This window comes from Alphaproteobacteria bacterium (assembly GCA_015231795.1).
Lineage (GTDB): Bacteria > Pseudomonadota > Alphaproteobacteria > Rhodospirillales > WMHbin7 > WMHbin7.
This window is the reverse complement of sequence record JADGAX010000012.1, coordinates 1-12496: the sequence shown is the minus strand read 5'-3', so window position 1 is coordinate 12496 and position 12496 is coordinate 1. Positions and strand designations below refer to the sequence as shown.

General features: G+C 63.1%; 14 protein-coding genes. 5 read left to right on the top strand and 9 right to left on the bottom strand.

The window, feature by feature from the left end; translation table 11 throughout:
* Genes HQL44_16600 through HQL44_16590 form a run of 3 tightly spaced genes read right to left on the bottom strand, consistent with a single transcriptional unit; the run spans window position 1 to window position 1291 of the window.
* A complete protein-coding gene (locus HQL44_16600) occupies window positions 1–351 on the bottom strand; it encodes a carboxymuconolactone decarboxylase family protein (protein ID MBF0270204.1) in 351 nt (116 codons plus the stop codon).
* Between the two features lie 17 nt (window positions 352–368).
* Window positions 369–800 (bottom strand): hypothetical protein, encoded by a 432-nt coding sequence (locus tag HQL44_16595; protein MBF0270203.1) that lies wholly within the window; start codon window positions 798–800, stop codon window positions 369–371.
* A 56-nt stretch (window positions 801–856) separates the two neighbouring features.
* Window positions 857–1291, bottom strand: a complete 435-nt coding sequence (locus tag HQL44_16590; GenBank protein MBF0270202.1) for a nucleoside deaminase — start codon at window positions 1289–1291, stop codon at window positions 857–859.
* A gap of 76 nt (window positions 1292–1367) precedes the next feature.
* Here HQL44_16590 and HQL44_16585 point away from each other — a divergent pair, with 76 nt between their 5' ends.
* The 4 genes from HQL44_16585 to HQL44_16570 are packed head-to-tail and all read left to right on the top strand — an operon-like array spanning window position 1368 to window position 6117.
* Window positions 1368–2087: a gamma-glutamyl-gamma-aminobutyrate hydrolase family protein gene (locus HQL44_16585; GenBank protein MBF0270201.1), complete on the top strand. Its 720-nt coding sequence runs from the start codon at window positions 1368–1370 to the stop codon at window positions 2085–2087.
* Window positions 2026–2832 carry an rRNA pseudouridine synthase gene (locus HQL44_16580; protein ID MBF0270200.1) on the top strand — a complete coding sequence of 269 codons (807 nt, stop codon included), beginning with the start codon at window positions 2026–2028 and terminating at the stop codon, window positions 2830–2832. Before HQL44_16585 ends, HQL44_16580 begins: the two co-directional genes overlap by 62 nt.
* Entirely contained in the window at window positions 2813–3379 is a 567-nt protein-coding gene (gene rsmD, locus HQL44_16575) for a 16S rRNA (guanine(966)-N(2))-methyltransferase RsmD (protein MBF0270199.1), read from the top strand. Before HQL44_16580 ends, rsmD begins: the two co-directional genes overlap by 20 nt.
* A complete protein-coding gene (locus tag HQL44_16570) occupies window positions 3376–6117 on the top strand; it encodes an ATP-dependent DNA helicase (protein MBF0270198.1) in 2742 nt (913 codons plus the stop codon). Before rsmD ends, HQL44_16570 begins: the two co-directional genes overlap by 4 nt.
* A 29-nt stretch (window positions 6118–6146) precedes the next feature.
* On the opposite strand, the gene HQL44_16565 is transcribed toward HQL44_16570, so the two are convergent.
* The 6 genes from HQL44_16565 to msrP form a co-directional block, all read right to left on the bottom strand.
* Window positions 6147–7262, bottom strand: a complete 1116-nt coding sequence (locus tag HQL44_16565) for an AbrB family transcriptional regulator (protein MBF0270197.1) — start codon at window positions 7260–7262, stop codon at window positions 6147–6149.
* 103 nt (window positions 7263–7365) lie between these two features.
* Complete coding sequence (locus HQL44_16560; protein ID MBF0270196.1) at window positions 7366–8145, bottom strand: NAD kinase; 780 nt, start codon at window positions 8143–8145, stop codon at window positions 7366–7368.
* A 94-nt stretch (window positions 8146–8239) separates the two neighbouring features.
* Window positions 8240–8407: a 50S ribosomal protein L33 gene (gene rpmG, locus HQL44_16555; GenBank protein MBF0270195.1), complete on the bottom strand. Its 168-nt coding sequence runs from the start codon at window positions 8405–8407 to the stop codon at window positions 8240–8242.
* Between the two features lie 57 nt (window positions 8408–8464).
* Window positions 8465–9784, bottom strand: a complete 1320-nt coding sequence (locus HQL44_16550; GenBank protein MBF0270194.1) for a hypothetical protein — start codon at window positions 9782–9784, stop codon at window positions 8465–8467.
* Window positions 9785–9837: 53 nt separating this feature from the next.
* The gene (locus tag HQL44_16545) at window positions 9838–10404 is read right to left on the bottom strand and encodes a sulfoxide reductase heme-binding subunit YedZ (protein MBF0270193.1); all 567 of its coding nucleotides are present in this window, start codon (window positions 10402–10404) and stop codon (window positions 9838–9840) included.
* On the bottom strand, window positions 10401–11291 hold the full coding sequence (gene msrP / locus HQL44_16540) for a protein-methionine-sulfoxide reductase catalytic subunit MsrP (protein MBF0270192.1): 891 nt from the start codon (window positions 11289–11291) through the stop codon (window positions 10401–10403). The genes HQL44_16545 and msrP overlap by 4 nt, the downstream gene beginning before the upstream one ends.
* A 156-nt stretch (window positions 11292–11447) precedes the next feature.
* On the opposite strand from msrP, the gene HQL44_16535 reads away from it, so the two are divergent.
* A complete protein-coding gene (locus tag HQL44_16535) occupies window positions 11448–12380 on the top strand; it encodes a ribose-phosphate pyrophosphokinase (GenBank protein ID MBF0270191.1) in 933 nt (310 codons plus the stop codon).
* Window positions 12381–12496 lie beyond the last annotated feature (116 nt).

Genomic DNA, 12496 nt, shown 5'->3' with positions numbered 1-12496 from the left:
CTAAGCCTTCAGGGCGGCGAACTGGTCATAGGCTTCCAATGCCTGGGCGCCATAAATGAAGCTGGGGCCGCCGCCCATGTAAATCGACATGCCCACGGTTTCCATGATTTCTTCGCGCGTGGCGCCGTGATCGAAAGCCGCCTTGACGTGAAAGGCTATGCAGCCGTCGCAGCGCACGGCCACCGCGATCGCCACCGCGATCAGCTCCTTGGCCTTGGGGTCCAAAGCGCCCATGGCCGTCGCCGTCTTGGCCAATTCCGAGAAAGCCTTGGCGACGTCGGGAACGCCCGCCCGCACCTCGCGCATGGCCAACGACAAGTCTTTCGCCATCTTGGGCCAGTCCTTGACCATTTTTCTCTCCTGTTGTCCTACTTGCACTGATTGGGCAGGCGGTCGATAACGCCGCCGGTGCCAGCACTGCCGCCTTCGACCAGCCAGACGCGTTTGACGAGCGACGGATCGACATAGCGCAGCACGACATCGGTCATGCGCTTATCCATGGCCACCATATCCAACTTGTTGCGCTTGGTCACCTGCGGCGGATTGGCCCTGAAATCGTTGATGACCGCATCGACGATCTTGGGAACCGATTTGCAGATGGTGGGAATCATCATCCAACCGTGCGATTCCAGATTCAGCGTGTACAGGCGGCTTTCCGTGCGCTCCAACCCGCGCACCGGCACATTCATCGGATTGAATTCGATCATGGGCGGGCCTTCGCCCAGCTTCTTTCCACCGCTGGCCAAAGCAGGCCCGCCAGCAAACAGCAACCCCGCCATCAGCAAGATCAACAAGCGCATGTCTCTACCCCACCCATCCACAAGATACCCTTGCTTACAGGCAAGAAGCTCGGGGATCAATCCCGTCTGGCCTGGAAAAAAGCCCTAAGCAGGGTGCTAGCCTCGGTTTCCCCAATGCCGCCAATGACTTCCGGTCGATGATGACAAGTTGGCTGTTCAAAGATGCGCGGCCCATGCTCGACCCCGCCCCCTTTGGGGTCGTAAGCGCCAAACACCAACCGGCGAATTTGGGCGAAAGCGATGGCCTGGGCGCACATCGGGCAAGGTTCCAGCGTCACATACAGATCACAGTCATCCAGTCTGGCTTGGCCCAATTCCTGACAGGCGGCGCGAATCGCCTCGATTTCCGCGTGCGCGGTCGGGTCCAGCCGCAAGCGGTTGCGGTTGTGCCCCAGGCCCAGAACCCGACCCCTGGCATCCACCACCACCGCGCCGATCGGCACTTCGCCAGCCTTTTCAGCCGCCTTGGCTTGTTCGAAGGCCAGAGCCATGAATTTGTTCGCATCCATCTTTCGACCTTGCCCGGACGGGCTGGACAGGTCAAGCCGTACCCATTATGTTCCGGCCATGAAGACGCACCCCCCTCTGATTGGCATCACGCTGGATAGCGAAGAACCCGGCGGCTATTCCAAGATGCCCTGGTACGCGCTGCGCCAGAATTACTGCGATGCGGTCGCCAGCGCGGGCGGCGCACCCTTGTCCTTGCCGCATGAGCCAGACTTAGCCGCCGTCTATCTAGACGCCATCAAGGGTCTGGTGGTGACCGGCGGCGCCTTCGACGTCGATCCGGCCCTGTTCGGAGACGCCACCCGCCACGCCAGCGTGAAGCTGAAGACCAAGCGCACTCAGTTCGAACTGGCCATCGTGCAAGGCGCGCTTGCGCGCGGCATGCCGGTGCTGGGCATCTGCGGCGGCCAGCAGCTTTTGAACGTCGCCCTGGGCGGCACGCTGATCCAGCACATTCCAGATGAAGTGGCAGGCGCGCTGGCGCACGAACAACCCAATCCCAGAACCGAGCCGGGCCATGAGGTGGCGATCACGCCGGGCACCCATTTGGCCGCCATCTGCAAGGCCGGGCGCATTCCGGTCAATAGCGCCCATCATCAGGCGGTCAAGAAGCTGGGCGAAGGGCTGGTGGTCAACGCCCAAGCCGACGACGGCGTGATCGAGGGCTTCGAACATCCCGGCAAACCCTTCGTGATCGGCGTGCAATGGCATCCCGAATATGCGATCAGCCCAGCCGACACATCCCTTTTCACCGCTTTCATCGAGGCTTGCCGTGGCTGACGGAGAACGCATCGCCAAACGCATGGCCAGGGCGGGGCTTTGCTCGCGCCGCGAGGCCGAAAGCTGGATTGCCGAGGGCCGCGTTTCGGTCAACGGCCATGTGATTTCCTCGCCCGCCCTCAACGTCACCGAGGCCGACGCCATCGTCGTGAACGGCAAACCACTAAGGACTCCGGAACCGCCCAGGCTGTGGCGCTATCACAAGCCGCCAGGCCTCGTCACCACCCACAAGGACCCCGAAGGACGGCCCACCGTTTTCGACAATCTGCCGCCCAACCTGCCGCGACTGATTTCGGTAGGACGCCTTGACCTGACCAGCGAAGGCTTGCTGCTGCTGACCAACGACGGCGACCTGGCCCGCAAGATGGAACTGCCCAGCACCGGCTGGACGCGCCGCTACCGGGTGCGGGTGCATCCCATTCCAACGCCCGAGGCTTTGGCGTCGCTGGAGCGGGGCGTCACGGTGGACGGCGTGTCCTATGGCCCGATCAAGGCCAGCATCGAACGGTCGCAAGGGGCCAACGCTTGGCTGATCGTATCCATCAAGGAAGGCAAGAACCGCGAAATCCGCAAGGTGATGGCCAGCCTGGGCATGGAAACCACGCGCCTGATCCGCACCGCTTACGGCCCCTTCCAACTGGGCCAGCTTGAACGCGGCGAGGTGGAAGAGGTTTCGGGCAAGGTGCTGCGCGAACAGGCCGGCCTGCCCGGCAAGGAAGGCAAAGTTGCGCATCATCGCAGGTGAGTTGAAGGGCCGCTTGCTGCTGGCCCCCACGGGACGCCTGACCCGGCCCACCGCCGACCGGGCGCGCGAAACCCTGTTCAACGTTCTGGCTCACGGCAATTTCGAAATGCCGGCGCTGGAAGGCGCCAGAATCTTGGATGCGTTCGCTGGCGCCGGAACGCTGGGCTTCGAGGCGCTGTCGCGTGGGGCTGCCTTCGTCACCTTCATGGAAAACTGGCGCGGGGCGGCCAAGACCATCGAGAACAACGCCAAGCGCATGAAAGTGGAAGAGCGCGTGCGCGTCCTTAGCTGCGACGCCACCCGCGCCCCCGCCGCCCAGATGCCGGTGGATATCGCCCTGCTCGACCCGCCCTATGGCGAGGGGTTGGTTCCCCTGGCCCTTGCCTCGCTGTCCAAGCAGGGCTGGCTGAAGGCCGGATCGCTGGTGGTGGCCGAAGTGGCGGCGAAAGAGGAATTCCAGCCGCCCGAGGGCTTCACGATCCGCCATGAGCGCGTGGCGGGTTCGGCGGCAAGATTCATTTTCCTAGGCAACAGCCGGGCTTCATGACCATAGCCCCGCCCTTGTTGCTGCCCGAGGTTCCCGCGCTGGTGGCGGGCCTGGGCACCGTGGCGGCCGCCTTTCCCGATGGCACGCTGGAGACGCTGGACGTCCCCCAGGCCGGGCGCATCGCCAAAAGCATGAAGCCCATGGTGGTGCATCGTCTGAACATGGCGGCGCGCCTGAAGATCGACGCCTTCACGGCGCATGATCTGCTGGAACTGTTCGCCTTCGTGCGCCCCGGCGCTTCTTGCCTGCCCAGCCCGGAAGGCCTGTGTCTGGCGCTGGGGCTTGCCAAGCCCAAGGACCGGTTGGACGCCGCCCTGGCCCTGCCCGAAATCGCCACCCGTTTATTGTCGGAACTACAACAGCTAAGCCCGCGCCAGCATGCCGTCGCCCTGGGCGCCGCCGTCGCCATGAGCAAGGGCGGCTGGCCCTGGGGACCATCGGTGCTGGCCGCATTGGGCCATACGGGCGATTTGCCGCACCGCGCCAACACGCTGGCCGGGCTGAAAGTGTGGGAGCGCTTGGGCGAATGGAGCGAACATGCGCCACCGCCGCCGCCGGGATCGATGCCGGTCGATGCCGAAGCCGCCAGAAAGCGCCTGGCCCAATTGCTGGGACAGGGGGCCGAGGATCGCCCCCAGCAGGCCGATTACGCATCGGCGGCGGCCTTGGCCTTTCAGCCCCGCAAAATGCAAGACGCCCCCAACGCCGTGCTGGCCGAGGCGGGCACGGGGACGGGCAAGACGCTGGGCTATGTGGCGCCCGCCAGCGTCTGGGCCGAGATCAACGAAGGCACGGTCTGGATCAGCACCTTCACCCGCCATTTGCAGCGTCAGATCGACGGCGAGTTGGATCGCCTGTATCCCGACGCCGACGAGAAGGCTAGGCGCGTCGTGGTGCGCAAGGGCCGCGAGAATTATCTGTGCCTGCTTAATCTGGAAGAAGCGGTGATGAGCCTGCCCGCTCATCCCGACGACGCCATCGCCCTTGGCCTGATGGCCAGATGGGTGCTGGCGACGCGCGACGGCGATCTGGTGGGTGGCGATTTTCCAGGCTGGCTGGCCGATCTGGTGGGACGCTCGCGCACGCTGGGCTTGGCCGACCGGCGCGGCGAATGCATCTTTTCCTCTTGTTCGCACATCACGCGCTGTTTCGTGGAACGCTCGATCCGAAAGGCCAGGCGTGCGCGCATCGTCATCGCCAACCATGCGCTGGTGATGGTGCAATCGTCGCTTGGCAATATCGGCGACGACGGCTTGGTGCAGCGCCTGATCTTCGACGAAGGGCATCATCTGTTCGACGCCGCCGACGGCGCTTTTTCGGCGCATCTGTCGGGTCTGGAAACCTACGAGCTGCGCCGCTGGCTGCTGGGCGCCGAGGATGGGGCGCGCTCGCGCGCCAGGGGCTTGAAGAAACGGGTCGAGGATTTGGCCGAGAACAGCCAGGAAGCCATCGACGCCTTGCAGGCCGCCTTGCAGGCAGCACAGCATCTGCCGGGCTATGGTTGGGCCAAGCGGTTGAAGGACCACGCACCCTACGGCGCCGCCGAACGTTTCCTTGATCTCGTGCGCGGCCAGGTGCTGGCCCGCGCCGACCGGCACAGCTATACGCTAGAATGCGACACTCTGCCTTTGAACGAGGGGCTGGCCCAGGCGGCGGCCACTTTGGCGGTGGCGCTGGAACGCATGGCAAGGCCCCTGGCGCAACTGGTCAAGATTTTCGCCAAGAAACTCAGCGACGAAGCCAAGGACCTGGACAGCAACAGCCGCCAACGCATCGACAGCTTGATCCGTTCGATCGAGCGACGCGCCTTGGTGCCGCTTCACGCCTGGGGGCGCATGCTGGCCGAGATTGAAGCGGGCGGCGGCGACTTGTCGGTCGATTGGATGACCATCGAGCAAATAGATGGGCGCGAGATCGATGTGGGTCTGAACCGCGCTTTCATCGATCCCACCAAACCCTTTGCCGAACAGGTGATGATGCCCGCCCATGGCGTGCTGATCACGTCGGCGACGTTGACCGATTCCACCGGCGATGCGCAAACCGACTGGCAATCGGCCGAACAGCGCACCGGCACGCTTCATCTGCCCCTGCCCGCCCTGCGCGCCGCTCATCCCTCGCCCTACAATTACGCCGATCAGGCCCGCGTCTTCATCGTGACCGACGTGCGCAAGGACGATCTGGATCAGGTGGCCGCCGCTTACCGCGAATTGTTCATCGCATCAGGGGGCGGAGCGCTGGGCCTGTTCACCGCGATCACAAGGTTGAAGGGCGTTCATGGGCGCATCGCCAAGCCGCTCGACGAGGCGGGCTTGCCCCTGCTGGCCCAGCATGTCGATGGGCTGGACAACGCCACTCTGGTCGATCTGTTCCGCGCCGAGGAGGACGCTTGCCTGTTGGGCACGGATGCGATGCGCGACGGCGTCGACGTGCCGGGCCGCGCCCTGCGCCTGCTGGTTTTCGACCGCGTGCCCTGGCCCCGGCCCGACATCGTGCACCGGGCGCGGCGCAAGGCCTTCGGCGGCAAGCAGTTCGACGACATGCTGACGCGTTTCAAATTGAAGCAGGCCTTCGGGCGCTTGATCCGCAAGGAAACCGATCACGGCGTCTTCGTGCTGCTTGACCCCATGATGCCGTCGCGCCTGTTCGGCGCCTTCCCCGATGGGGTGATCCCCAGACGCGTCGGCCTAGCCGAAGCGGTGGGAGAAATCAGAGGGTTTTTGGGGATGGAAAAGCCCTAATCGTCATGGCCAGGCATGACGACTTCTTTTTACTTCCGCCCCTCGTCGCGCATTTCTAGAATCTCGGCTCGGCTCATTTTGTATTTGCCCCGACTGGCAATGATCTTCTTAGCGGCCCGCTTGGCGTCTCGTTTTCGCATCCACCGGAAAGCCAGCGGGGCGGCCAGCATGACCAGGGCGATGCGCATCATGTGATGGGTGGCGACGAAGGGCACGTCGATGCCAAGCGCCAAGGCGATCAACGTCATCTCGCCCAGCCCGCCCGGCATCAAGGCCAGAAGCATGGCGAAATGGTCGAAGCCCGCCAATTCGCTGACCAGCCAGGACAGGGCCGCCGCCGCCGCGACCATCGGCGCCACCAGCACCAGCGAGGCTTTGAAAGCCGCGATGACGACGGCTTTGTCCACCGAGGCCAAGCGCGATCCCACGGCGCCGCCCAGCACCACCTGGGCGATGACGATCAGTTCCACCGGCGGATGGGCGGAAGTCAGGCCCGCCATGCTGATGACGGCGCTGGCCAGCATCGGCCCCACCAGCAGGTAGGCGGGCAAACGCAACAACTTCCCCCCCAAAGCACCCAGCACCGCCCCCAGAGCCAGAAATCCGGCATCCGTCATGGGCAAGGAAAGCAGAGAACCGGAACCCGGCGTGCCCGACAGCGGCAATCCTTGCGACAGGCGAATGCCCCAGGGCACCAAGGCCGCCACCACCATCACGCGCAGCGTGTGCAGGATCGAGACAAGGCCCTCGTCGCCCTTCTCGGCCATCGCCAACGCCACCATTTCCGACAGCCCGCCCGGCACGGCGGCGTAATAGGCAGTGGGCGCGTCGCAACCCAGCTTGCGCCGATACCAAAACGCGCCCACCCAGATGGCTCCCGCCAAATAGACCGCCAGCGCCAGCAAGCCCGGCCACCATTCCAGCAAACGGCCAGGCACGTCGGGCGTAAAGCCGCTGCCCAGCATCAGGCCCAGCACGATCATGGTGGGATTGCGCAATCTTGGCGGAACGCCCAGTTGCAGCTTCAGCAAGGCGCCCAAGGTGGTGGCGGCCATGGCGCCCAGCATCCAGGGCAGGGGAAAATGGATCAGGTAAAATAGCCCGCCGCCCAGGGCCGCGATGGCAAGTGTGAGGGCTGGTTTCATTTGCGTGGGTCCCGCAAAATTACGCCGCCAATGGCGGCGCGCCGGGTTCCATCCCGGCGTGAGCCTAGGGCGCTAGCGCCCGCACGGCGCTTGAGTGCAAACATCAAGAAACAAACTGTTCGGTCAGAATCCGCTCGTCCAGATCATGTTCGGGATCGAACAGCACACGCAGGCGGATATCGCCGCGCTCGCGCACATCGACGCGCGACACGCCGCGCACTTCCGTCGAATCGGCCACCGCGCTGACCGGGCGCTTCAAACCTTCGAGAATCTCGAAACTGACCACGGCGGTATGGCGCAAAAGCGCGCCGCGCCAGCGCCGGGGGCGAAAGGCGCTGATCGGCGTTAAAGCCAGCAATTGCGTGCCCATGGGAATGATCGGTCCATGCGCCGACAGATTGTAGGCGGTGCTGCCCGCTGGCGTCGAAACCAGGATGCCGTCGCAAATCAACTCGCCCATGCGCTCGACGCCATCAACCAGGATGCGGATTTTCGCGGCCTGACGGGTTTCGCGCAGCAGCGACACTTCATTGATGGCCAAATATTCGAAGACCTCGCCGTTGACGGTCTGGGCCGTCATCTGAAGCGGATGCAGCATCACTTCTTCCACCGAAGCCAGACGCTCGGCCAGCCCATCATCGTGAAAGGCGTTCATCAAAAAGCCGACGCTGCCGCAATTCATGCCGTAGATGGGAAGACCCAGCGGCAGATGTTTGTGCAAGGTTTCCAGCATGAAGCCGTCGCCGCCCAGGGCCACGATGACCTGCGCATCGGACAGGGGCGCGTCGCCATAGCGCTCGGCCAGCCTGCGGCGCGCCGATTGCGCCACGTCAGTATCGGCGGCGGCAAAGGCAAATCGTTGAAAAGGGCCGGATTTAGGCATGGCCGCGAGTATGGAGCCAAGTTTAGAAAGACGCAACGGGCGCCAGTGACCGAATCACGGGCGCCCGTAGACTTTAAAGACCGGCAGAAACCGGTTACTTGATCTTGGATTCCTTGAAGGCGACGTGCTTGCGCACCACCGGATCATATTTGCGGAATTCCATCTTTTCCGTGGTCTTGCGCGGATTCTTCTTGGTCACGTAGAAGAAACCGGTATCGGCGGTGCTGACCAGCTTGATAAGCACGGTAGAGGGCTTGGCCATGGTGAAGAACTCCGGATGAACGTCAGGCGCGCGAAAATACGCATATGCCAGCAAATGTCAAGGCTTAACCCCAAGATAGGCACCGGTGGGGGCTAAGGCCTTGGCGTACAAGGATCGGTCGGACAGCAGGCCAAGGGCGACCGCCTCGGCCCGGCCATCGGGCGATTCGGGTGGGCACAGGGTGCGCAGGCGGGCGCGGGCTTGCGCATTGCCGATCCCCACGGTGCGCCATTGGGCAAATTCAGCCGCCAGGACCTCACTGGCGCCTGACATGGATTTATCCTTCCCCGTCAACGATGTACATACGTTGGGCAGGACGCCCAGGCCCTGAAGCGCATAGCCGGACGGGGCGTGCAGCCTGGACCAGGACAGATTGATCTCGGCCCCGTTGGGCAATTCGATCACGGTCTGCACCAGTCCTTTGCCGAAGGTTGTGCTGCCCACGATGACGGCCCGCCCGCGGTCTTGCAGGGCGGCGGCCAGCACTTCGCCGCCCGACGCGGTGCGCCCATCGACCAGCACCACCAGGGGCACGCCCGAGACGAGTTCGCCATCGATGGCTTCGTGATTGACGCTGGAAACGGGATGGCGGCCCCTGGCGGCGACGATTCGCCCCGCCCCCAGGAACAAATCGGCCGACCTGACCGCTTGCTCCAACAAGCCGCCCGGATTGCCCCGAAGGTCGAGAACGACCCCTTTCAACTGGCGATCATACAGGTTCATGGCTTCGCGCAGCTTGGCTTCCAGGCTGGCCGCCGTCTGCTGATTGAACCCCACGATCTGAATATGGGCGATCTGGTCGCCAAGGTTCATCCCCACGGTGGGGGGCAGCCTAGCCCCATCCTCGGTCTGGCCGTCGCGCTTGGCCTTCTGGCGTTTGCTTTCCTCGGACCCGGCATAGCGCGAATGCAGGTCAAAGCGGGCCAGCGCCGCATCGAACACCGCCTGATACACATCTTCCGCCCCGGCCTCGCTTAAGGGGGCAGAGCGGGATCTGGCCGCCATCAGCCCCTCGATGATCAGGCGCGCCCAGCCCCTGGGATCGCCCACCTTCGGCAACGACGCTGAAAATACCGTCTCGTCGCCCAGGCGAAGCTGGAACTGACCGGTTTGCCGGGCGGCTACCAGATTGGGATCGATCGATCCCAGCCCCTTGGCCCCTTCAAGCGCAAAGGACGCGACGTCGATCTCTTCTAGCGAAAATTCCCAGATCGCCTGAAAGCCCTTCGACAGCACGGCTTCGGCTTCCAGGGCGGGAAAGGGCTTTGGCGCCACGGCCTCCTTGGGCGCTTCGCCAGGAGGGACAGCCGTCTCCTGGCTGACGACGCAAGCCGACAGCGCAAGGACGATGAACAAGGCATGGATGGCGGCGCGCATATGTCCCAACTTTTGAAACGCCGGGCATTATCCATGCGAGCGGGGGAAGAAGGCTAGGCTTTTCTGTGAAAGCGCAACCCCAGAAGAACCAGAAAGAAGCCCGTATAGAGCAGCGGTTCCGCGTAAGCGTAGAATTTGATCATCATGGCGAAATGCAGGCAAGCCAGGAAGGCGATGGGCCAGACCAGCCGGTGCAGACGCTTCCAGGCCAGGAATCCCAGGCGCTTCACCCAGCGGTTGGTCGAGGTGACGGCCAACGGGATCAGCAGCAGGAAGGCCAGCATGCCAACCGTGATATAGCGCCGCTTGACGATGTCCTTCCATAATTCGCCCCAGTCGAACGACTGTTCCAGCCCCAGATAAAGCAAGATGTGCGACAGCGCGAAAAAGAAGCACAGCAAACCCAGCGTGCGCCTGGCCGGAGCCAGGGTGGGATACCAGCGCAACAAAGGCGTTACGCACAAGGTCAGCAGCAGAAAGCGCAAGGCCCAGTTGCCCTGAAAGCGGATGATGGCCTCGATGGGATTGGCCCCCAGCCCGAACCACCAGGCCTTGGCGCCCAGCCAGCCCAGAGGGAGCAAAGCCAAACTCCAGGCCGCCTTGCGCAAGGACACGTTCAATAGTTCTTCCTTAAATCCATGCCCGCGTAAAGATGCGCCACCTGATCGGCATAGCCGTTATACATCAAGGTGTCGCGTTTCAAGATGTCGCCGATGCGCCGTTCCTTCTTTTGGCTCCAGCGCGGATGATCGACCGTGGGATTCACGTTCGAATAAAAGCCGTATTCGCCGGGCTGCATCATGCTCCATGTGGTTTTCGGCTGGGCTTCGACAAGACGAACCGAAACCACCGACTTGATGCTTTTGAAGCCGTATTTCCAGGGAACCACCAGACGGACGGGTGCGCCGTTCTGGGCGGGCAGAATGTCGCCATACATGCCCACGGCCAAGATGGTCAGCGGATTCATCGCCTCGTCCAAGCGCAGCCCTTCGCGGTAAGGCCAGGGATAAAGCGGATTGCGCTGTCCGGGCAGGCGCTTGGGATCGTGAAGACTTAAGAATTCCACATATTTGCCCCGGCTGGTCGGATTGGCGCGTTTGAGCAGGGCCGACAGGGGAAAGCCGATCCAGGGGATCACCATCGACCAGGCTTCCACGCAGCGCAGCCGGTAAACGCGCTCCTCAAGGGGAAATGTTTTCTGCAGGGCGTCGAAATCGAGCGTAAAGGGCTTTTCCACCTCGCCCCCGACCTCGAGCGTCCAGGGCCTTGGATTGAACGCGTCGGCATTGGCGCTGGGCGCTTCCTTGCTCTCGCCCAGTTCCAGAAAATTATTGTAGCTGGTGGCGTCCTTTTTGCTGGTTTGCGGCTCGCCCAGGGCGAACGGCCCCCCGGCCGCGGGGACAAAGGCGACTCCAGCGGCCAGGGAAAGAAAGCGTCTGCGGTCAAGCCACAGATGGCGGGGCGTGACCTCGGACGGGCGAAGGGAGGGGCGATTTTGAATCAGCATGTTTTACCAATGGGTTGTCAGAGCGGGTAATTCAAGGCGGATTATCTTATCCACATCTATTTCGCTTGGGGCGGCGAAAAGGTTTACATGCCATGACGGTAATGTTAAATCGGCTCCGCCCAGGATGTGGGCGTGCCATGGGGAAAGCGCCTGTCCATGAAGCTGCTCGCCTGCAACAGCAACCGCCCGTTGGCCGAAGCCATTTCGGCCTATCTCAGCCAGCCCTTGACCAAAGCGAACATCAAGCGCTTCAACGACATGGAGATTCATGTCGAGGTGATGGAGAATGTGCGCGGCGAGGATGTGTTCGTCGTGCAGTCCACCTGCTTTCCGGCCAACGACCATCTGATGGAACTTCTGATCACCATGGACGCCCTGAAGCGCGGCTCGGCCAGACGCATCACGGCGGTGATCCCCTATTTCGGCTATGCCCGCCAGGACCGCAAGACCGGCCCGCGCTCGCCCATTTCAGCCAAGCTGGTGGCCAATCTGATCACCGCGGCGGGCGCCGACCGCGTGGTCACGGTCGATCTGCATTCCGGTCAGATTCAGGGTTTCTTCGACATCCCGCTCGACAACCTGTTCGCCGCCCCCGTCTTCGTCAACGACGTGCGCGAGCGTTTCGGCGGCGAAGACGTGATGATCGTGTCGCCCGACGTGGGCGGCGTGGTGCGCGCCCGCGCCCTGGCGGCCCGCATCGGCGCCGATCTGGCCATCATCGACAAGCGCCGCGAACGCGCCGGGGTTTCCGAAGTGATGAACATCATCGGCGACGTCGAGGGACGCACCTGCATCATGGTGGACGACATCGTGGATTCGGCGGGTACGTTGTGCAACGCCGCCGTGGCGCTGATGAAATCGGGCGCCGCCTCGGTCTCGGCCTATGTCACGCATGGCGTTTTGTCGGGAAGCGCTGTCGAGCGCGTTTCCAACTCGCCGCTCAAGCACCTGATCACCACCGACAGCATCCCGGCCACCGAAGCGGTGAAAGGCTCGCCCAACATCCGCCAGTTGACCATCGCGCCCTTGATGGCCGAATCGATCCAGCGCATCTCGGAAGACCGCTCGGTTTCAAGCCTGTTCGATTAGGATTGGCAGGAAGTTGTGAATTGGGGGAATGGTCCGTCGGTTCTTAGAAATCGATCTTCATAAATCGACTCTGACCCACTGCTGTCCCACAGGAAACGAAGTAAATGCGGCTTGAT

Bases quoted from the DNA above. Each gene is read 5' to 3' on its own strand.
- HQL44_16600 (MBF0270204.1), bottom strand. From the start codon at position 351: ATGGTCAAGGACTGGCCCAAGATGGCGAAAGACTTGTCGTTGGCCATG.
- HQL44_16595 (MBF0270203.1), bottom strand. From the start codon at position 800: ATGCGCTTGTTGATCTTGCTGATGGCGGGGTTGCTGTTTGCTGGCGGG.
- HQL44_16590 (MBF0270202.1), bottom strand. From the start codon at position 1,291: ATGGCTCTGGCCTTCGAACAAGCCAAGGCGGCTGAAAAGGCTGGCGAA.
- HQL44_16585 (MBF0270201.1), top strand. From the start codon at position 1,368: ATGAAGACGCACCCCCCTCTGATTGGCATCACGCTGGATAGCGAAGAA.
- HQL44_16580 (MBF0270200.1), top strand. From the start codon at position 2,026: ATGCGATCAGCCCAGCCGACACATCCCTTTTCACCGCTTTCATCGAGG.
- HQL44_16570 (MBF0270198.1), top strand. From the start codon at position 3,376: ATGACCATAGCCCCGCCCTTGTTGCTGCCCGAGGTTCCCGCGCTGGTG.
- HQL44_16565 (MBF0270197.1), bottom strand. From the start codon at position 7,262: ATGAAACCAGCCCTCACACTTGCCATCGCGGCCCTGGGCGGCGGGCTA.
- HQL44_16560 (MBF0270196.1), bottom strand. From the start codon at position 8,145: ATGCCTAAATCCGGCCCTTTTCAACGATTTGCCTTTGCCGCCGCCGAT.
- rpmG (MBF0270195.1), bottom strand. From the start codon at position 8,407: ATGGCCAAGCCCTCTACCGTGCTTATCAAGCTGGTCAGCACCGCCGAT.
- HQL44_16550 (MBF0270194.1), bottom strand. From the start codon at position 9,784: ATGCGCGCCGCCATCCATGCCTTGTTCATCGTCCTTGCGCTGTCGGCT.
- msrP (MBF0270192.1), bottom strand. From the start codon at position 11,291: ATGCTGATTCAAAATCGCCCCTCCCTTCGCCCGTCCGAGGTCACGCCC.
- HQL44_16535 (MBF0270191.1), top strand. From the start codon at position 11,448: ATGAAGCTGCTCGCCTGCAACAGCAACCGCCCGTTGGCCGAAGCCATT.